The organism is Acidovorax sp. GW823-FHT02H02, from assembly GCF_058797075.1.
Genome location: NZ_JBXAJH010000030.1, coordinates 1 through 17259 on the forward strand (window position 1 = coordinate 1; position 17259 = coordinate 17259).

23 protein-coding genes and 3 pseudogenes are annotated in these 17259 nt (G+C 60.4%); 7 read left to right on the forward strand and 19 right to left on the reverse strand.

Annotated elements, in window-relative coordinates; translation table 11 throughout:
* Positions 1-370: 370 nt before the first annotated feature.
* Together AC1RDS_RS20250 and AC1RDS_RS20255 are read right to left on the reverse strand one after the other, a co-directional pair.
* The gene (locus tag AC1RDS_RS20250) at positions 371-868 is read right to left on the reverse strand and encodes a GNAT family N-acetyltransferase (protein WP_086926369.1); all 498 of its coding nucleotides are present in this window, start codon (positions 866-868) and stop codon (positions 371-373) included.
* Positions 865-1146 carry a type II toxin-antitoxin system TacA family antitoxin gene (locus tag AC1RDS_RS20255; protein ID WP_303835549.1) on the reverse strand — a complete coding sequence of 94 codons (282 nt, stop codon included), beginning with the start codon at positions 1144-1146 and terminating at the stop codon, positions 865-867. Before AC1RDS_RS20255 ends, AC1RDS_RS20250 begins: the two co-directional genes overlap by 4 nt.
* Before the next feature lie 173 nt (positions 1147-1319).
* On the opposite strand from AC1RDS_RS20255, the gene AC1RDS_RS20260 reads away from it, so the two are divergent.
* The 3 genes from AC1RDS_RS20260 (at position 1320) to AC1RDS_RS20270 (ending at position 3110) form a co-directional block, all read left to right on the forward strand.
* Entirely contained in the window at positions 1320-1874 is a 555-nt protein-coding gene (locus AC1RDS_RS20260; protein WP_082763069.1) for an Xre family toxin-antitoxin system antitoxin, read from the forward strand.
* A complete protein-coding gene (locus tag AC1RDS_RS20265) occupies positions 1871-2350 on the forward strand; it encodes an RES family NAD+ phosphorylase (protein ID WP_157667092.1) in 480 nt (159 codons plus the stop codon). The genes AC1RDS_RS20260 and AC1RDS_RS20265 overlap by 4 nt, the downstream gene beginning before the upstream one ends.
* Positions 2351-2699: 349 nt before the next feature.
* Entirely contained in the window at positions 2700-3110 is a 411-nt protein-coding gene (locus AC1RDS_RS20270; RefSeq protein WP_086926370.1) for an IS3 family transposase, read from the forward strand.
* Positions 3111-3177: 67 nt separating this feature from the next.
* Here the strand turns inward: AC1RDS_RS20270 and AC1RDS_RS20275 are convergent, their stop codons facing one another.
* Positions 3178-3606, reverse strand: coding sequence for a type II toxin-antitoxin system VapC family toxin (locus AC1RDS_RS20275; protein ID WP_198314750.1), 429 nt, complete (start codon positions 3604-3606; stop codon positions 3178-3180).
* The gene (locus AC1RDS_RS20280) at positions 3603-3857 is read right to left on the reverse strand and encodes a type II toxin-antitoxin system Phd/YefM family antitoxin (protein ID WP_067511925.1); all 255 of its coding nucleotides are present in this window, start codon (positions 3855-3857) and stop codon (positions 3603-3605) included. Before AC1RDS_RS20280 ends, AC1RDS_RS20275 begins: the two co-directional genes overlap by 4 nt.
* A 704-nt stretch (positions 3858-4561) precedes the next feature.
* Here AC1RDS_RS20280 and AC1RDS_RS20285 point away from each other — a divergent pair.
* The 3 genes and pseudogenes from AC1RDS_RS20285 to AC1RDS_RS20295 all read left to right on the forward strand — a co-directional run.
* Positions 4562-4735 (forward strand): annotated as a pseudogene (locus tag AC1RDS_RS20285) (transposase); the annotation flags it as partial.
* A 36-nt stretch (positions 4736-4771) separates the two neighbouring features.
* Positions 4772-4987 (forward strand): hypothetical protein, encoded by a 216-nt coding sequence (locus AC1RDS_RS20290; protein WP_492227301.1) that lies wholly within the window; start codon positions 4772-4774, stop codon positions 4985-4987.
* Between the two features lie 202 nt (positions 4988-5189).
* Complete coding sequence (locus AC1RDS_RS20295) at positions 5190-5495, forward strand: helix-turn-helix domain-containing protein (protein WP_139285419.1); 306 nt, start codon at positions 5190-5192, stop codon at positions 5493-5495.
* 60 nt (positions 5496-5555) lie between these two features.
* On the opposite strand, the gene AC1RDS_RS20300 is transcribed toward AC1RDS_RS20295, so the two are convergent.
* From AC1RDS_RS20300 to AC1RDS_RS20320, 5 genes and pseudogenes are all read right to left on the reverse strand, one after another.
* Positions 5556-6026, reverse strand: a complete 471-nt coding sequence (locus tag AC1RDS_RS20300; protein ID WP_492227302.1) for a helix-turn-helix domain-containing protein — start codon at positions 6024-6026, stop codon at positions 5556-5558.
* Between the two features lie 149 nt (positions 6027-6175).
* Complete coding sequence (locus tag AC1RDS_RS20305; RefSeq protein ID WP_092701412.1) at positions 6176-6487, reverse strand: HU family DNA-binding protein; 312 nt, start codon at positions 6485-6487, stop codon at positions 6176-6178.
* Positions 6488-6691: 204 nt separating this feature from the next.
* Positions 6692-6840, reverse strand: a pseudogene (locus AC1RDS_RS20310) (4-carboxy-4-hydroxy-2-oxoadipate aldolase/oxaloacetate decarboxylase); the annotation flags it as partial.
* Positions 6833-7861 (reverse strand): amidohydrolase family protein, encoded by a 1029-nt coding sequence (locus AC1RDS_RS20315; RefSeq protein ID WP_092701415.1) that lies wholly within the window; start codon positions 7859-7861, stop codon positions 6833-6835. The gene AC1RDS_RS20315 and the pseudogene AC1RDS_RS20310, both read right to left, overlap by 8 nt.
* Positions 7862-7906: 45 nt before the next feature.
* Positions 7907-8566 carry a substrate-binding domain-containing protein gene (locus tag AC1RDS_RS20320; RefSeq protein ID WP_244273760.1) on the reverse strand — a complete coding sequence of 220 codons (660 nt, stop codon included), beginning with the start codon at positions 8564-8566 and terminating at the stop codon, positions 7907-7909.
* Positions 8567-8625: 59 nt separating this feature from the next.
* Between AC1RDS_RS20320 and AC1RDS_RS20325 the strand changes: the two genes are divergently transcribed.
* The gene (locus AC1RDS_RS20325; RefSeq protein ID WP_092701419.1) at positions 8626-9564 is read left to right on the forward strand and encodes a LysR substrate-binding domain-containing protein; all 939 of its coding nucleotides are present in this window, start codon (positions 8626-8628) and stop codon (positions 9562-9564) included.
* Here AC1RDS_RS20325 and AC1RDS_RS20330 read toward each other — a convergent pair.
* From AC1RDS_RS20330 to AC1RDS_RS20375, 10 genes and pseudogenes are all read right to left on the reverse strand, one after another.
* The gene (locus AC1RDS_RS20330; RefSeq protein ID WP_092701422.1) at positions 9533-10510 is read right to left on the reverse strand and encodes a tripartite tricarboxylate transporter substrate binding protein; all 978 of its coding nucleotides are present in this window, start codon (positions 10508-10510) and stop codon (positions 9533-9535) included. The two genes, AC1RDS_RS20325 and AC1RDS_RS20330, sit on opposite strands and share 32 nt — an antisense overlap.
* A 23-nt stretch (positions 10511-10533) precedes the next feature.
* Positions 10534-11580 (reverse strand): porin, encoded by a 1047-nt coding sequence (locus AC1RDS_RS20335; protein ID WP_092701425.1) that lies wholly within the window; start codon positions 11578-11580, stop codon positions 10534-10536.
* A gap of 116 nt (positions 11581-11696) precedes the next feature.
* Positions 11697-12623, reverse strand: a complete 927-nt coding sequence (locus tag AC1RDS_RS20340; protein WP_092701427.1) for an amidohydrolase family protein — start codon at positions 12621-12623, stop codon at positions 11697-11699.
* A gap of 26 nt (positions 12624-12649) precedes the next feature.
* A complete protein-coding gene (locus tag AC1RDS_RS20345) occupies positions 12650-13627 on the reverse strand; it encodes a Bug family tripartite tricarboxylate transporter substrate binding protein (protein ID WP_092701442.1) in 978 nt (325 codons plus the stop codon).
* A 191-nt stretch (positions 13628-13818) separates the two neighbouring features.
* The gene (ligK, locus tag AC1RDS_RS20350) at positions 13819-14502 is read right to left on the reverse strand and encodes a 4-carboxy-4-hydroxy-2-oxoadipate aldolase/oxaloacetate decarboxylase (RefSeq protein ID WP_092701431.1); all 684 of its coding nucleotides are present in this window, start codon (positions 14500-14502) and stop codon (positions 13819-13821) included.
* An 18-nt stretch (positions 14503-14520) separates the two neighbouring features.
* Complete coding sequence (locus tag AC1RDS_RS20355; RefSeq protein ID WP_425285683.1) at positions 14521-14685, reverse strand: hypothetical protein; 165 nt, start codon at positions 14683-14685, stop codon at positions 14521-14523.
* Positions 14686-14699: 14 nt separating this feature from the next.
* A pseudogene (locus AC1RDS_RS20360) lies at positions 14700-14961 on the reverse strand (amidohydrolase family protein); the annotation flags it as partial.
* 1016 nt (positions 14962-15977) lie between these two features.
* A complete protein-coding gene (locus AC1RDS_RS20365) occupies positions 15978-16175 on the reverse strand; it encodes an AbrB/MazE/SpoVT family DNA-binding domain-containing protein (RefSeq protein WP_139285415.1) in 198 nt (65 codons plus the stop codon).
* Positions 16176-16261: 86 nt separating this feature from the next.
* Entirely contained in the window at positions 16262-16756 is a 495-nt protein-coding gene (locus AC1RDS_RS20370; RefSeq protein ID WP_092701434.1) for a GNAT family N-acetyltransferase, read from the reverse strand.
* Positions 16753-17025 carry a type II toxin-antitoxin system TacA family antitoxin gene (locus AC1RDS_RS20375; RefSeq protein ID WP_092701437.1) on the reverse strand — a complete coding sequence of 91 codons (273 nt, stop codon included), beginning with the start codon at positions 17023-17025 and terminating at the stop codon, positions 16753-16755. The genes AC1RDS_RS20370 and AC1RDS_RS20375 overlap by 4 nt, the downstream gene beginning before the upstream one ends.
* Positions 17026-17259: the final 234 nt, after the last annotated feature.

Genomic DNA, 17259 nt, shown 5'->3' on the forward strand with positions numbered 1-17259 from the left:
GCTCAACGGCTCGGATTCGGTCTTCGTAGGAATACATGAACTACCTTCTAGTAGTCCAAGTTTTCGTCCGCACCCCCAGTGGGTCACTTCCGGGTGGAAATCAACACACATAGGCTTCGAAGCTGCGCGCCCATAAAACAAAGCCCACGCGCCGACCGAAAGGTCTCGGCCGTGGGCTTTTTTTTGGCCTGGCGCACTGCGCGGCGCCAATAGGGGTCGCTTCAGAAAACGGAAAAAATCGTACGCTAAGGCTTCTCGCAAACGATGGTCTGCGAGAAGCCTTGCTGAGAAGATGGCGCGGCGTGGCGTCGACGTGGCTGGGGTGTTCTCGAAAACCGTTCTCAATTCAAACGGCTTGGAACGGCGAGTTTCAAGAACGCAGGACGGTAGCCAGCGGCAAGAACAGGGTAAGCGGCGAGTCTGGCAAGGCAATGAAGCCGTGATGCCGGTAGAAAGCCGCTGCCGCCTCGTCCTTGGCGTCCACCATCAGGGCGAAGGCGGCAATCTCCGAACGGGCGGCACGGTCGAGCGCATCGGCCAACAGAGCACCACCTAGACCTTGGCTCTTGAAAGCCTGATCGACAGCCAAGCGGCCCATCCGAACGGCTGGCACGGTCGGATAGCGCGGCAGTTTCTTGACGGTACTGGCCGGAAGATCGGCCAGCAGCAGGCTTGCCGAGGCCAAGGTGTAATAGCCAGCGATGCGCGACCCATCTGCCAAAGCCACGAAACAAGCAGCCACGCGGCGGCGAACGTCTTGGGTGGCTTGCTCGCGCAGGTAGCGATTCAGCGGCTCCGAATCGCTGTTGAACGCGGTGCGGTCATGCCCGGCATCAAGCGACGCGAGCCGGAACGGTGCACCGCTCATTCAGCGCGCAAGAGCTTGCTGTGACGGGCAAAGGCACGTTCCAGAGCTGGAGCCGGTAGCGGCGGCGACAGCAGCGCTTGTGCAAAGCATTCCTGATCGGCCAGCGAAAGCCGGATAACTTCCGCTTGCTCAATGGCGCGTTGCGCTGCGTCTTGGACGGCGGACACAACGAAATCGGTCATGGTGCGGCCTTGAAGTTCAGCGGCACGCTTGAGCATTGAATGCAGATCGGTGCTGATTCGGGCTTCGAGACGGGCGGTAGAGATGGCGACGGGCATGGCTTTGTCCTCCTGATCCAATGATACGGCAAATTGCCGTACAACTCAAGGCGGAATTTTCGGCGATTCCGGCTTACCGCACGATCTCTTCCGTTTTCTGAAGCGGCCCCCAGTAGCCACGCCCACGCCTCCAGGTCGTTGCAATTGCATCGGAGCCGTGATTAAATCGCATCATGATTGCCGACCCAACTCCCACCCCCCCCGCTACCGCTGCACGCTTGTCTTCGTTGGCTGAGCTGTGGCAGTACATCGATGATGCAGCGCCCGCACCAAAGAACACCTCGACTGCAAGAACAGGCCTTGCCAAGGTAAAAATGGGCGTGAAATTCGGAAAGAGGACTTACGCCGTTGCCATCGACAATGAGCATGCCTACCGGATTCTCAAGCGCGGCATCTCCAGTAAAGCAATCGGGCCTCTTGCTGCCTTTCTGGGCCTGGGCAAGGGCAATGTGGCTGAGTACCTGGATATGGACCGGGTGACCGCCAATCGGCGTGCTCAGAAAAATCAACCACTCCCAGACCATGCGGCGGAAGGCGTCTTGCGCCTACTTGAGTTGAACCGGATGGCCGTTGATACTTTCTCGACCGAGGAAGAAGCCACAAGATGGTTACGCCAGCCTCATCCCATGCTGGATGGCGACACGCCCCTTGATGCTGCGAGAAACTCATTTGGGAACGAGCGCGTCAAAGAGATTCTTGTCGCTATCAAATACGGCGGTGCCGTTTGAGCACCACCGTCTGGCGCATAGGCTTTGTACCGAGCCCGCAACCTGCTATTGCAGCCATCCTCGGATCGCTTGGCTACGGTTCAACCCTGGCCAATGGCCGTTGGCATACCAAAGGGCCTGCGCAGATCGTTTATGCGGGCTCCAGTCGGGCCCTGTGCCAGCTGGAAAAGCGCGTCCACTGCAACGGAGCCAATCCTGCCAATCAAGCCCTCATGCGCCTTGAATTGCCCGCCAGATCGGAAATCCTGCATGCGGCAGATCTGGGCCTCCCAAAGGACTGGCATGACCACATGGCAGCGACACAATCCATCGGCATGAACTGGCTTGCGTCCGGGGCGAGCCTGGGTCTTTGGGTGCCGTCATTTGTCGAGCGCGACGAAATGAACCTGCTGATCAACCCGGCCCATTCCCAATACGGGGCCATCCGGTTGGTCGTCGAGCGCAACCCTTTCGAATTCGACCCTCGCCTGTTTTAACGCATTGCCTAGGCCAACAGCGGCAGAAACCAGACGGCTCTTGGCACGGGTCTTTCATGCCATGAAGGGGCAGGGCGGGGCCTTCACACAAGGCCCCCGAGCACGTAGAATGGACGGTATTTCCTTTGGCGATCTTGGCCTCGTGCCAACCTTTCTTTTTATCAACCCCGATGGGCACCTCATGCCCCATCCGGGGCTGGTGCCCATCTTCAATTCATGGAGATGGATATGACAAAACAAACCGCTACATCTGGCCAACCGAAATACGCCTTGGGCCAGTTGTTGACGCCGACCGAAAACTGACCCACTGGGGGTGCGGCGGAAATCTTGGACTACCTGGAGGTAGTTCATTTATTCATACGAAGACCGCATCCGAGCGGTCACGCTCTACATCAAGCTGGGCAAGCGCACCGGGGCGACTATCCGCCAGTTGGGCTACCCGACGAAGAACTCTTTGAAAAGCTGGCATGAGGAGTACGAGCGGCGCCTGGACCTGTCGTCCGGCTACGTGCGTTCGAAGCCGAAGTATTCTCAAGTTCAGAAGGAGCAGGCTGTCAAACACTACGCCGAGCACGGGCGCTGCATCGCCACCACGGTCGAGGCGTTGGGCTATCCTCGGGACTGGAAGGGCACGACCATCGAGCAGTTCATTGAAGTGGTCGACTCGTACATCCGCTGGTACAACGAGAAGCGGATCAAGATCTCCCTTGGGGCCCTCAGCCCGATCGAATACAGGGTGAGTCTTGGACTTGCGGCATAAAACCAGTCCAAGTTTTTATCCGCACCCCCTTACCACAGCCATGTCGTGTAATGTTCATGGGCAGCGGTCACCGCACCGCCTCCCACGGATTGAGAATGATCGCGCCCGTTGGCTGGAAATCAGCAACGTTGCGAGTAACCATCGTCATGCCGTGCACAAGGGCCGTTGCCGCAATGAGTGCATCGCGCTCGCCGCGCTTGTCGGGGACATGCAACCGTGCGCAGCGTTGCGCCACGGCGGTATCAATAGGCAGCGTGCGGCCGGAGAACTCGGGCAATACGTGCTGCTCCAGCCATGAGCGCAGCATGGCCCCCTGGGTGGCGTCCTTGCGTTCAATCGACAGAACGCCAAGCTCCAGCTCCATGATGGTGATGGCTGACACAAAGAGATCGGCGGCATCAACGCTTTCCGCCCATGCGGTCACGTTCGCATCGGCCTTGCCACTGCGTACCTTGCGCAGCTCCGACACCACGTTGGTATCGAGAACAAACATCATGTGAAATCAACCGGCCGGGGTTTGATGGTCACACGCGGCGGCACAAACTCGATGTCGGCGATACCCGGCATTGCCAGCGCATCGGCAATGTTGCGCCGCTGCTTGGTGAGCCGCTGATACTCCTCAAAGCTCATCAGCACATGGGCCGGTCGGCCGCGATCTGTAATGAACACTGGCCCGTTGTTTGCGGCCCGTTTTGCCTCGCTCGCCCCTTGGTTGAACTCGCGGCTTGATAGGGTGGTGATGGTCATAACTGCACCTCCGATAGGCGATAAATGTAGCCATGTTACTACAACATAAAAAAGGGAGCAAGCGTTTTTAGAGTCGGCAAACGGTGATTTCCTAGCCCTGCCGCCCGGGCCTTTGACAGGATGGCCGCTGCCTCGGCCCAAATGCCCGTGATCTTTTCCTTCGCCATGTTGGTGCGCAGGTACCATTCAGTTCGGAGACCGCATCTCCGTCAACTGAAGTCCGAACCGTTTACACAGAAATTCGGACACGCCCTCCTGCCTCCGTCCTCAACTACGGAGATCACGATGGCGACTACGCAAGAGTATCTGAGCAGGAGTCGGCTGTTTCGGCGCCTGAGAAGCGGTATCTACGGCCCATTTATCGAGCTGTATGGGGCGGGCACGCCTCGTGGAGGTCGGGCTCTCCAAACCCGGCACGTGGCGCTCCCTCAACAAGGTCAGCAATTCTCCTGGCTTGGATGGCACCCTTGAGCCCCAAACGTACAATCGCCCGCGGGCAGCCAGCGGATGCAAGTAGCCGGCCGCGCACAGCACCGCGTGTAGCGCATCGGCCGTTTGCCCCTTGAGCCAACACCGGTCCATGCGGTTGTCGTGTTTCAGATGCCCGATGCTGCGCGGGTTGCTGCGAGCCATGATGGCGACCGGGCCGCTGCCGCTCAAGGTGCTGCGTGTGTCTGAGGTATATCGCTAATTAGACACCCCTAAGTATTGCCGCGTTGTACAAGCATCGCTGTCAGGTGGAGTTGTTCTTCAAGTGGATCAAGCAACACCTGCGCATCAAGTTAAGCGGCTTGAAGACCCGGCGGGGCAGGAAGCAAGAGGCCAAGAGTCATCAATTGCGAGTGGCGCTTCGGGCCGTTTTTGCGGGATCAGCGTGACAATGTGTGCCTGTTGAGCGCAAATGAGGGCTCGTGATGTCCCAATTGGGATGGGTGCAAATCCTGTATGATCAACAACTTACGTCGATTGGTTACTTTTTGAGTGCAAAAATTGCTATTGAAACGCAGCAATTTTTTTGCCCTCCGAAGCCAAGGGTCGTGGGTTCGATCCCCGCCAGCCGCACCAAAATCAATGACTTACGTGGGTTTTTCATGGCCCAGGCAGTGGTCAAGCAATCTTTCCAATCCTGAAAATTGCCCCTTCTGCGGGCTGTCCAGTCATAGAGGCCTATGGTCGTGGCCTGCTTTCGCAGGACTTCATGGCCCATCTGTGGCCCACGCGTGGCCCACTGCCAGCGCGGAGTTGGCCGCTTTGAGGGTTTTTTGACTATTGGCCCGTTGGCCCACGGTAGTCGCTCTCATTTAACGCGTGAATTGGCCTCGCGGGACACGGATGGTTTCGGACGGATTGGGCCCTCTGTCTGGTGGCTCTAAGCCGCTGTCAGAACTCGCGCAGCGGACTGGACTGTCTTCGCTCGCGGTACGGCAGATCCTGTCGGGAACGAGTGCACCACGGATCACCAATGCGATGGCGTTGGCGCAGGAATTGGGGCTTGAACTGGTACTCGTTCCAACGGTAGTGGCAGATGGCCTTGAACGGCCACCCAAGAAAGCGCAGCGTACTGTGGTTACCGACCTGGAGAGGCTGCTGGGTATCCGCCCCGATGGAAGCATCGGACAAGGCGAGGGGCACGGGTGATCCGGGACGGTGTTCGCGTCCCGGAGCTGCTGAGGTAAGGATGCTCGCCGTACCGAGTGTTTACTCCCCAATCTCTTTGCGCGCAGCGCGTACCCCCATCTTGAGCACCTCGCGCACCCGCTCCAGTTGAGCAGCGCGGGGCGTCACCTCACCAGTCTCCCACTTGTAGACACTCACCACCGAGATGCCGAGCAGCCGGGCCATCTCTTTCTGGGTCATGTGCAGTGCATGTCGCTTGGCAATCAGGGCTTCATGGCTGAAGGTGAATTGGCGTCCACCCCGCACTTTGCCCCCTTCGGATTCCACGGCCCCTGATGTCGCTTGCTGGCTGTCAGAGAGCGCCTTGGACTGTCCTAGAGCAGCCTGCTGGCGCTCAACGAGCGTTGCAGCCTTCTCCTGTGCCTTTGCCAGGGCATGCACCTGGGAAGTCAGCGCCTTGAGATCGCGCTTGAGTGCGGCGATCTCAGAGCGCTGTGCAGTGACCGTTTTGCGCAAGGTGCCCAGTTCACCTTTGATTTCCTTGCGTGCCATGCGCAGGACTTCGGAGCGGAAGGCGTCGGAGAAAGTTGTCATGGATTCAACTCGGTTTTGTCAGTAGCGCCAAGCGTAGCAGGCGCCAACAAAAAAACCGCCCGACGGATGTTGTACCCGGGGCGGTCGGTTGGATGGGGCGCAGCGGCTTACTTGCCGGCCTTCTCCGCCTTGCGCTTGGCGGCCTTGGGATCGACCACGGCCTTGAACTTGGCACCAGGCACGAACTTGGGTACGGTGGATGCGGGAATCTTCAGGGCTGCGCCGGTGGCGGGGTTCTTGCCGGTGCGGGCGGCCCGCTTGACGGACTTGAAGGTGCCAAAGCCCACCAGTTGCACCGCATCGCCCTTTTTCACGGCGGTTTGGATGGTTGCGATCAGGGTTTCGAGGACAGCGTTGGCGGCCGTCTTGGACAGTTCGTTCTTGGAAGCCAGGATTTCGACGAGTTCGGCGCGGTTCATATGGGTTGGTTGTTGTGAGGAGTCAAGCTCGATTTATAGCCGATGCGCGCTCCCATGGCGGTCCAAAGCGACGGGCAATCGGCTCGGTGATCCTGCACCATGCGAACAGCACGCTCGCGGACCTCGGGGGATAACTTCTGTGACTTGTTCATGGCTCCATTTTCTTAAGAGCTGGAGCCTCCTCAAGCCGGGGCCGTTCAGCCAGCCGGAGTAGATGGGCCGCATGTATAGTGCCAGCAGGCCGACCTGGCCCATGGTTTCGTGGTCCGTAACCGAGGCTAGCTTAGCCGCGCTGTTGGCGATAGACCGTCGGTGCGTTCGATGTTGCGGTAGACGACGCCGAGTTCATGCATGGCGGTTTTCTTTCAGTTGGACGTCCAGACGTGGGAACACGCGGCGAGCGTTACCCTCATAGATTTGGTGGCGGGCGTCGCTGTCGAGCTTCGACGCTTCGATATAGCGTTTGGTATCGTCGAAATAGTGGTTGGTCTGCGGATCAATGCCCCGTACTGCGCCGATCATTTCCGAGGCGAACAGGATGTTCTTCGTAGGGATCACGCCGGTCAGCAGGTCGATGCCGGGCTGGTGGTAGACGCAGGTGTCGAAGAACAGGTTGTGCAGCAGGTGATCGTCGAGTAGCGGTTTCTTCATTTCTTGCGCCAGCCCGCGGAAACGACCCCAGTGGTAGGGTGCAGCGCCGCCGCCATGCGGGATGATGAAACGCAGCGTGGGGAAGTCCTTGAAAAGATCACCCTGGATGCACTGCATGACGGCGGTCGTGTCGGCGTTGAGATAGTGCGCGCCGGTGGTGTGGAAGCACGCGTTGCAGCTAGTGCTGACGTGGATCATGGCGGGGATGTCGTACTCCACCATCTTTTCGTAGATTGGGTACCAATGGCGGTCGTACAGCGGCGGACTGGTCCAGTGACCGCCAGAAGGGTCCGGGTTCAGATTGATGCCGACGCAGCCCAGTTCCTTTACGGCTCGCTCGATTTCCGGAACGCACGTGGTCGGGTCCACGCCCGGCGACTGCGGCAGCATGGCGGCCGGTGCGAAGCGGTCGGGGAACAGGCGGGCGACACGGGCGCAGAGGTCGTTGCAGATGGTGGCCCAGACCTGGGACACCGCGAAGTCGCCTATGTGATGCGCCATGAAGCTGGCACGCGGGCTGAAAATGGTGAGGTCGATGCCGCGCTCGTCCATCAGGCGCAGTTGGTTGGTCTGGATAGATTCGCGCAGTTCGTCGTCGTTGATCTGCAGCGCGGTGGGGTCCGGAGGAGTCGTGCCGTTGGTGAAGGCTTCGATCTGGCGGTTGCGCCAGTCTTCGAGCGCTTTGGGCGCGGTAGTGTAGTGGCCGTGGCAGTCGATGATCATGCTGTTACTGATGGTGGATTGAACTGAAAGTCAGGATGGCTGTGTCTAAAGCAGGCCGGCTGGCGCCATGCCTTCCTGCCGTATGGCGTCAAATGCAGCGCTGGAGCGCAGGAAGGCGATGAACTGCGCGGCTGCTACCGTTTCCCGGGCAGTCCGGCATACTGCGGCGCTAAAGACCGTGGTGATTTCGCTGCCCGGCGGAAGGGGGCCTAGCAGGTCTATGCCTTTGCAATGGATCAGCTCACTGCATTGCTGGAAGCCAATCTCCACGACGCCTTGGGCGATGAGATTCCCCACTGGCGTGCCTGGCGGGGCCTGGACCAGGCGATCCCGCAGGGATGCCAGAATACCGAGCCGCTCGAACCATTCCAGTAGGGCTTTGCCACTGGGACCCGTCGAGAAGCCGATGCTGCGAGCATTCGCAAGGCTTGCGCAGAGCTGCGCCAGTGTCTCGATCTGGAAGTTCGTACCGGGCGCCGCTGCGATCGCCACCTGTGATTGCGCCATCGCCTCGGGCGTCCCGATACGGCCGGTAACCAGGAGCTTGTCCAATGCGTCGGACGCGAGCACGACGACATCGCAGGTATCGCCTGCGTCGATGCGGCGTGCCGCATCGACGCCGCCTACAGACTCAAGCGCGACTGGTTGGCCGCCCGACGCAGCCCATTGCGTGCACAACGTCGCCAGAAGTTGACGGGTTGCCATTGAGGAAATGCATATCAAGGGTGTCATGGGCATCCGTGCAAACAGCCTAAACTTAAATAATGGACCTCAAACAACTCGAATACTTCGTGCGTGTCGCTGAGTTGCAAAGCTTCACCCGCGCGTCCATTGCGATCGACGTGGCGCAGCCGGCACTCAGTAGGCAGGTTCGCCAGCTCGAGGTCGAGCTGCGACACAACCTGCTGGTGCGCAATGGGCGCGGCGTCACACTGACGGAGGCCGGAGAACTCTTTCTTGAGCACGCCCGAGGCATCCTCCACCAGGTGGAGCATGCGCAGGAGTCGCTGGGACGGCTGCGGGGCGCTTTGGCGGGCCGAGTGGCTGTGGGACTTCCTCCAAGCCTGGCTAAGCGATTGACAGTCCCTTTGAGTAGAGCCTTTCGCCAGCGTCTGCCCAATGCAACGCTGTCGATCACCGAATCGCTTTCGACGGCCATGCAGGCCGCCTTGATTGCTGGACGCCTCGACATTGCGCTCCTGTACAACCTGGCGCCTTCCAATGAGCTCGACAGCGAGGTCATCCTGGAGGAGGAGTTGTTCCTGATTTCTCCGGCTGATGTAGATGGCAGGCGCGATCCCGTGCCCCTCCAGGCTCTGGCCGATGTTCCCCTGGTCATCCCGACGCGGCCCAACGCCATCCGCAGCATCGTGGAAATGGAATTGGCCAACATCAGCCGCAGACCCTTGGTTGCCATGGAGATTGACGGGGTGTCTGCCATCCTGGACCTGGTGCTCGATGGCGTCGGGCACGCTGTACTGCCCATCAATGCCATCCTGACGGCATCGCAGCCGCAGGCATTCGTTGCGCGCAGGATCGTGGGTCCAGAAGTGCGCAGCCGACTGGCACTCGCTACCAGCTCCCAACGGCCTATCAGCCCTACGCAGGCGGCGGTGGCCGGGCTGATCCGCGAACTTGTAGCGCATGCAAGTGCCGAACTGTCAAGCCAGACTACTGCTTTTCAATACCAGCCTGCTGAATGACGCCGCTCCAGCGCTTGATCTCTTTGGTGTAGAAGTCCCACTGCTGCGCTGGCGTGCTTCCCTTGCCTTGCACGCCCAGCTTGGCCAGACGTTCCTTAACCTCGGGAGAGCTCAGCACTGCGTTCACCTCCTTGTTCAGGCGGGCGATGGCGTCGGCCGGTGTGCCTGCCGGTGCGGCAATCGCGTTCCAGCTGGCCACGTTAAATCCGGCAGCGCCGCTTTCCGCAACGGTCGGCACGTTTGGGAGCGCGGGTGCGCGCTTGTCGCCCATAACGGCCAGCGCGAGGAGGGTGCTGCCGTTGATCTGGCCAAGTACCGGGGCCAGGATTTCGACGCCAGCGTCCACCTGCTCGCCCTGAATGGCCGTGATCACGGCAGCACTTCCGTTGAATGGGACGATCTGCACGTCGATGCCGAGGCTGCGCTTGAACAGCTCCGCGGCCAGGTTCTGTGTGCTGCCCGTGTTAATCGTGGCGATATTGACCTTGCCGGGATGGGCTTTTGCATAGGCCACAAGATCTTTCAAGGTCTTGAACCGCGACTTGGGGCTGGAGATTACGGCCATGTCGAAGTACCCGAGCATGGAGACCGGTGCAAAACTCTTGAGGGGGTCGAAGGGCAGGCTCTTGAACATACCCGCCGTCACCGCGTTGCCGTTTGACATGAGCAGCAGGGTCAGGCCGTCGGGTGGCGCCTTGGCCACCGTGTCAGAGGCCACGATGCCGCCGGCGCCTGGCTTGTTATCCACCACGATGGACTGCCCTGTGGATTCCGTCATCTTTTGCGCCACGACCCGAGCGGTCAGGTCGGCCACGCCGCCTGGGCCGAATGGCACGACCAGCCGAATTGGCCGGCCGCCTCCGAGCTGCGCAGACACTGTGGTGCAGGCCAGGGCCGCAAGAGCTGCCAGCATGGAACGTCGAAGGAAGGGGATGGCGCGATTCATTTGTCTCTCCATATGGCCATGGATCAGAAGCGATGGCGTACGCCGAACACCAGCGAGCCCTGTCGGTCAAAACCGCTCAGGCGGTCTGACAGATAGACGGTGTAGAGGTCGGTACGTTTCGACAGGAAATAGTCATAGCCCAGCGCTGCCGTGGTGCGGCTAGCGTCGACGCCCGGTGCTTCGCGCTGTGTATGGGCGACGGAGGCCATTACCGTTCCTCCAGCTAAAGGAGCGGAGACGCCCAACTGGCCAGTCTTGGTTTTCAGCCGGGTGTCTGACGTGTCAGTACGGAAGTATTGACCGAAAAGCTTAATGGCCTTCAGATCATAGGACAGACCGGCCATGGCCGCCTTCTCTGTGGTGATCGGGGCCGTGATGCCGGGGCCGTAATCCACATGCTGGACAGACACCACGGCGGCGAAAGGCCCATTGGCGTAGTTCAGCGTCGCGTTGACGTTGCGCACGCCGCTTTCGTTTGCCCGTTCGCCGAACCCGTATGTCGCCGAGGCTGTCAGCCCTCCCAGACTGGGCGTCAAGTACTGGACTGAGTTGTCCCAAACGCTGTCACCCAGCACCGTGCGGTTGTAGTTGGCACTCCATACATGCAGCATGGAAGGCGCGAGATTTGCGGACAGGCCGAACGGATTGAAGTTGCCTGTGGCCACGAACATCGGGTTAGTCTGACGGCCTAATGTCAGTACGCCATACTTGGCATTGGCCAGCCCCACTACGGCATTGCGCGAGAAGAAGGGGTCCGCCGTGGTGCGGCCCATGGCGCCGGTGTCGACCTGGAAAAAGCTTTCCAAAGCGAAGAAAGCACGATTGCCGCCGCCCAGATCCTCGCTACCACGGAAGCCGTAGTAGGAGGTGGTTAGGCCGCCGCTGTTAGCGACAGTGGTGCGCGCGTTCTGGTTGCTGCGGCGGACACTGCCAACATAGGTGTCGAGCACCCCGTAGATGGACACGGTGCTTGCCGGAACGATTTGCTGTTGCGCCCAGGCGGGCGAAAGCATAGCGCTGGAGCTGAGAATACACAGCGATGCCACGGTCGAATAATGCTTTTTGATCATTTGTCTCTCTTGGTTGAAGGCTGGGTGAACTATCGCTATCCGGGTCTCGCTTCGCTATCGGTAGAGCGCACTTGCAGATATGCCGTTTTGGCATTGAAGATGCGCTCACCTCGGTTTCATGCCGCCCAATACAGACGCATGGGGTTGTCCACGAGCAGTGCCTGCTGGAGTGCGGCCGTTGGTGCGATTTGAGGAATGAAGTCCACGAGTAGTCCGTCGTCGGGCATGTGGTCCTTCAGATTGGGGTGCGGCCAGTCGGTGCCCCACAGCACGCGGTCAGGGAACTCCTCGACCACCTTTCGGGCAAACGGCACCACGTCCTGGTAGGCATTCTGCTCGCCGTTCAGGGCCTTGGGGCCGGTGACGGACAGGCGCTCGGGGCAGCTCACCTTGCTCCACACATTGGTGTGTTCGCGCATGAATTTCAGGAGCAGCGCGAACTCTGCGCTGTCCACGCCCTTGGCTATGTCGGGCCGACCCATGTGGTCCACCACGACGGTGGTGGGTAGGCTGGTGAAGAAGTCCCACAGTTCGGGCAGGTCCACCGCCTCGAAGTAGATCACCACATGCCAGCCCAGCTTGGCGATGCGCGCGGCAATCTCCATCAGCTCGTCCTTGGGTGTGAAGTCCACCAGGCGCTTGACGAAGTTGAAGCGAACGCCGCGCACGCCCGCAGAGTGCAGTTGCAGCAGCTCTTCATCAGAGACGCTGCGCTTGACGGTGGCCACGCCGCGTGCCTTGCCGCCGCTGGCCAGGCAGGCATCCACCATGGCGCGGTTGTCGGCACCGTGGCAGGTGGCCTGCACGATCACGTTGCGCGCAAAGCCCAGGTGGTCGCGCAGCGCAAACAGCTCATGCTTGCTGGCGTCGCACGGGGTGTACTTGCGCTCGGGCGCGTACGGAAATTCCGCACCGGGGCCGAACACGTGGCAGTGCGCGTCCACAGCGCCTGCGGGCAGCTGGAATTGGGGCTTGGCAGGACCGGCAAACCAGTCCAGCCAGCCGGCGGTTTTGGTGAAATCACCGGAAGTCGATTTGGACATCTTGGTTCGTTCTCGCAGGGTTCTGGTCAATCGGGTTTGATGTTGGCTTCACGCACGAGTTTTTCGTAGCGTTGGCGCTCCGAACGAATCAATGCCGCAAACTGGTCGGCCCCGCCTGGCAGCACCTCGCCGCCGACGGCGGCCATGCGGTCGCGCACTTCCTTGGTCTGGAGCGCCTTTTGCACCTCAGCGTGCAGCTTGGCGACGATGGGCTTGGGGGTGGCCACCGGTGCGACCAGTCCGTACCAGACCGAGGCCTCAAAGCCAGGGAAGCCAGACTCGGCGATGGTCGGTGCGTCAGGGAACACAGAGGTGCGTTTGGCACTCAACACAGCCAGCACTTTCAGTCGACCACTCTTCACGTGGGGCTGGGCCTCAAGCGCGTTCACGGCCACCAAGGGCAACTGGCCACCGATCACGTCGGTCAGTGCCTGAGAGCCGCCTCGGTAGGGGATGTGCAGCAACGAGACTCCGGCAGCGCGCTTGAAGAACTCGATCGCCATGTGGGGGGTGGACCCATTGCCGGGGCTGGCAAAGGAAATGCTTCCGGGCTTGGTCTTGGCGGTGGCAATCAGTGACTTAATGTCGTTGTAGGGTGCATTGATATTGGCAGCAATCACCACCGGCACGCGGCCGACCAGTGCTACCGGGACAAGATCCTTTTCTGCATCGAACGGCATCGGTTGGTAGAGCGCCATGTTGGCCGCCAGCGCGTTGGCCGCCATCAGCATGGTGTACCCATCGGGTGGCGATTCAACCACGTACTTGACGGCAATGTTGGTGCCAGCGCCGGGCTTGTTGTCAACCACAAACGGCTGTCCCAGGCTGCCCTGCAAGGCCTGCCCTACAGACCGTGCCACGGCGTCCACGGCGCCGCCCGCCGAGTAGCCGACGACGATCTTGACCGGCTTAGAGGGGAAGTCTTGCGCGTGAGCAGCCATTGGGCCTGCCCCAGCCGCCACCAGGTACGAGACAGCCAGCGTGCCCAGCAAGCGACGGGACATCAGGGCGAATTGATAGAGCATAGGAATGGGTCTCTGTAATGGAGGGGATTGAGCAAATGGAGGGCAAGGACAAACGAGAACGACAGGGACAAGAGTGACTGGAACCTGGCAGGCATCGGCACGCTTCGTTTTTAATAGCGATCAGCGCGTTATGAAAAAGCACCAGGGGTCCAAACACTCAAAACCCTTGTTCAATCGATGTACTTGAGGCCCGCCTTCTCCAGGCCGGGGCGCATGTTGTACATATCCAGACCCAGTATTCCGCTGGCGAGCTTGGCGCGCTTTTCACCTTCAAAGCTTTCGCGTTTTTGCGCGGCGGCCAGCGTCTCTGCTGCGCGGGCGGCGGGTACGCACACCACACCATCGTCGTCGGCCACGATCACGTCGCCCGGCGTGACCAGCGCACCAGCACACACTACAGGGATATTGACCGAGCCCAGCGTGGCCTTGATGGTGCCCTTGCTGCTGATGGCGCGGCTCCACACGGGAAAGTTCATCTCCTGCAGCGTCTTCACATCGCGGACGCCGGCATCGATGATGAGCGCGCGCGCGCCACGGGCCTGGAAGGAGGTGGCCAGCAGGTCGCCAAAGTAGCCGTCGGTGCACTCGGAGGTAACCGCCGCCACCACGACGTCGCCAGGCTGGATCTGCTCGGCCGCCACATGCATCATCCAGTTGTCGCCGGGCTGCAGCAGCACGGTGACAGCCGTGCCGCTGACCTGCTGGCCGCTGTAGATGGGGCGCATAGAGGGCTTGAGCAGGCCCACGCGACCCATGGCCTCGTGCACGGTGGCCGACCCCAGCGCGGCCAGGCCGTCGGCGGCCGCACGGTCGGCGCGGGTGATGTTGCGGTAGACGACACCGAGTTCGTACATGTTGTTCTCCTTGTGAAATTACAGGCCCTTGGTCTTGAGCGTGGCATCCAGGCGCGTGAAAACGCGGCGCGCATTGCCTTCGTAGATCAGGTGTTTTTCCTCGGCATTCAGGTTCTGTGTGGCCTCGATGCATCGCTTGGTGTCGCCATAGTGGTGACCGGTCTGGGGAGCGATGCCGCGCATGGCGCCGATCATTTAGGGGCTACACCCGGCGACTGCGGCAGCATGGCGGCAGGAATGAAGTGGTCGGGGAACAGTTGGCTGACGCGGTAGCACGGCTCGTTGCAAATGGCTGCCCAGGTGCTCGACGTCTGGAAGTCGCCAATATGGTGCGCCATGAACGAGGCGCGGACTGAAGATGGTCAGGTCCGAACCGCGCTCCTTCATCAGCTTGAGTTGTTTGTTCTCAATGGTCTCGCGGATGTCATCATCGCTAATCTTCAGATCGATCGCCTTGGGTGGTCGTTAGTGCGCTCAGGTTCTGGCGCGTCGCCATGGATGAAATGCCGTGGAGGGGGGCATAGCTTGCCTCGTATTCATTTACTGAGCCTTATTGTGGCCAGCACTCTCCTGTTGAGACAGCCCAGGTATGCCGCTAGCAGCTATGCCGTAAAAGCATAACTGCTACAACACGCTGCACTGCTCTTTATGCTGGCCGCAGCACTCGCAACAGCACTGGAAGCGCGAAAGGCCTGGGTGGGCCGCTCGGACTTGGTGGTTGCGTAAATTTTGCAGGGCTGACTCTGTGATGTTGCTGTAAACCAAGTGTGGGCGTCCGGCGGCCCACCTTTCAAAGGGTCAAGCCTGGAGTCTGTGGCGGCCAAGCTGCGAGGGCCGGATCTGACGCTGCCATCGGCGGTGCGATGGTTGCGGCGCCGGGTGCGCCCAGTTAGCGCTGCCATCGCTGCTCTGCTGGCGGGCGGCATGTGCGGAATGAGTGGCGTGTTCGTGGCTAAAGGTTTCCTGGAGCAACTTCGGCGAGATCTCGACACAAACACACTGGCCGAGTTGCCTGCGCCGCTGGGCTGGCGGCGCAGACGCTCGGCGAGCGATAGCGTCGCTGGCAAGTACCAACACGAGATGGGGCTGACAGACCTCCAGTGCAGCTCTACCGTGGTTGGACCACTTCGGAACTACCCGCATGGCCATCCCGCCGACCCCTTCCCCATCAGCATCCCCCGCCAAGCGGGAAATCTTGACGGTCTGGCGCGCCGACCGATGTCTTGGCGAGCAAAGCGCGCAGCAGTACCTGCAGTGGATCAGGCTGGGTTTATCTCCGCGCAAACCTGACCCACCGATGCAGTAACCGTTTTTTTGATCTGGAGTACTCTTCGGGTCGCGCAAGACCTTGGATGCCGCAGTGGCGACCTTGGCAGAGGGGCCATTTGCCTTCCGGTCATCACGTGGCAGTGCATTTTCTCCTGAACAAAGTCTCCCATGACAACGCTGCTCGCCGTAGAAGCCAAGCTCGGCGCTCAGGGCATGCCCGGGTCGTCAATCTCGGGCGGCAGTGGCTGATCAAGATCGACTTCGACGCCTGATGTCAGTGAGCGGAGGTGCTCAACAAGCTCAGCATCGACGGGCACGCACAGGGCTTCATAGGCCTGTACGAGCAATATCGAGGCGTTGAGGCGTTCGCCTGCAGGCGTATCCAGATCAGGGTCTGCATCCACCAGCAGCGCGGAAACCTCCTTGAGGATGGCCCGTTACTCTGCCTCGGTGCGGATTGGTTGGACGTTCGTGCTGAATGCCTTGCGTTTCAGGTCTTTGCGGTGTTCAAGCGCAGCATCAACGTCATCGGGTGCTGTGGCGACTCCTGAAATCCGTAGTGCTCGTAGAACTGCTTTGCTCGGTCGTGCAGGGCGTGGACGAGAAGGGCGCGCACGCCCGCGTTCTGCGATACGGCCACGGCACGATTGACAGCGTCTTGAAGCAAGGCGGCTCCAAGCTTGATACCCTGGGCACGATGGTCAATAGCGAGCCGTGCCAACACCATCACCGGGACGGGGTCGGGCATGTTTCGTCGCACCCCGCTCGTAGCCATCTGGTGTGAGACCGCACCAGCGGCCATCGCGTAGTAGCCATAGACACGGCCATCGTGACCTGCGACGACGAAAGTGCGGCTGGCACCGCTCAATTGGTTGACCAATGCCCGGCGCTGAAGCCACCCATCGAGACTGGCTTCCCCGCAGGCGAATCCGTCCAAGAGGTGGGTGACCGCCAGTGGTTGTGGTGCGCTCAGAGTCAAGCTCATGCCGCGCCAGTGCTCCAGGGCGCCTTGACAGCCATCAGGCGTTCAAGCCCGGGGTTGGGACCAGGAGGCCCATCCAGCATCGCCGTGAACTGCTTGAACTTGTCGACGTCCAGACTGAAGAAGATTTGATCCAGCACCACGGCTTGAGCTCGGTCGCAGGCTGCTTCGAGCATGAAGTCCGAACGGTTCTTGCCAAGCAGAGTAGCAGCGTGATCGATCAGATCACGCTGTTCGGGCAGGGCCCGCAGGTTGATGGCCGCATCGCGCATTGGGTTCTCCTATTGATGCATACACAATAAATACACGCATTGTTGCCCAATGTGTAGCTATTGTCAATACATGATCGTCGCCAATAAGGTAACACCGAAGTCACTTTGGAAAGCGGCGACCTTTTGGCACATCTGCCCGACTCCTGGGTTGTGGAACGGCGGATTCAAAAGTGAAGTGCAACACCCTGGGTTTCAATGAACGAGGGTGGAGTGCTGCGGGCTGTTGATCAGCAA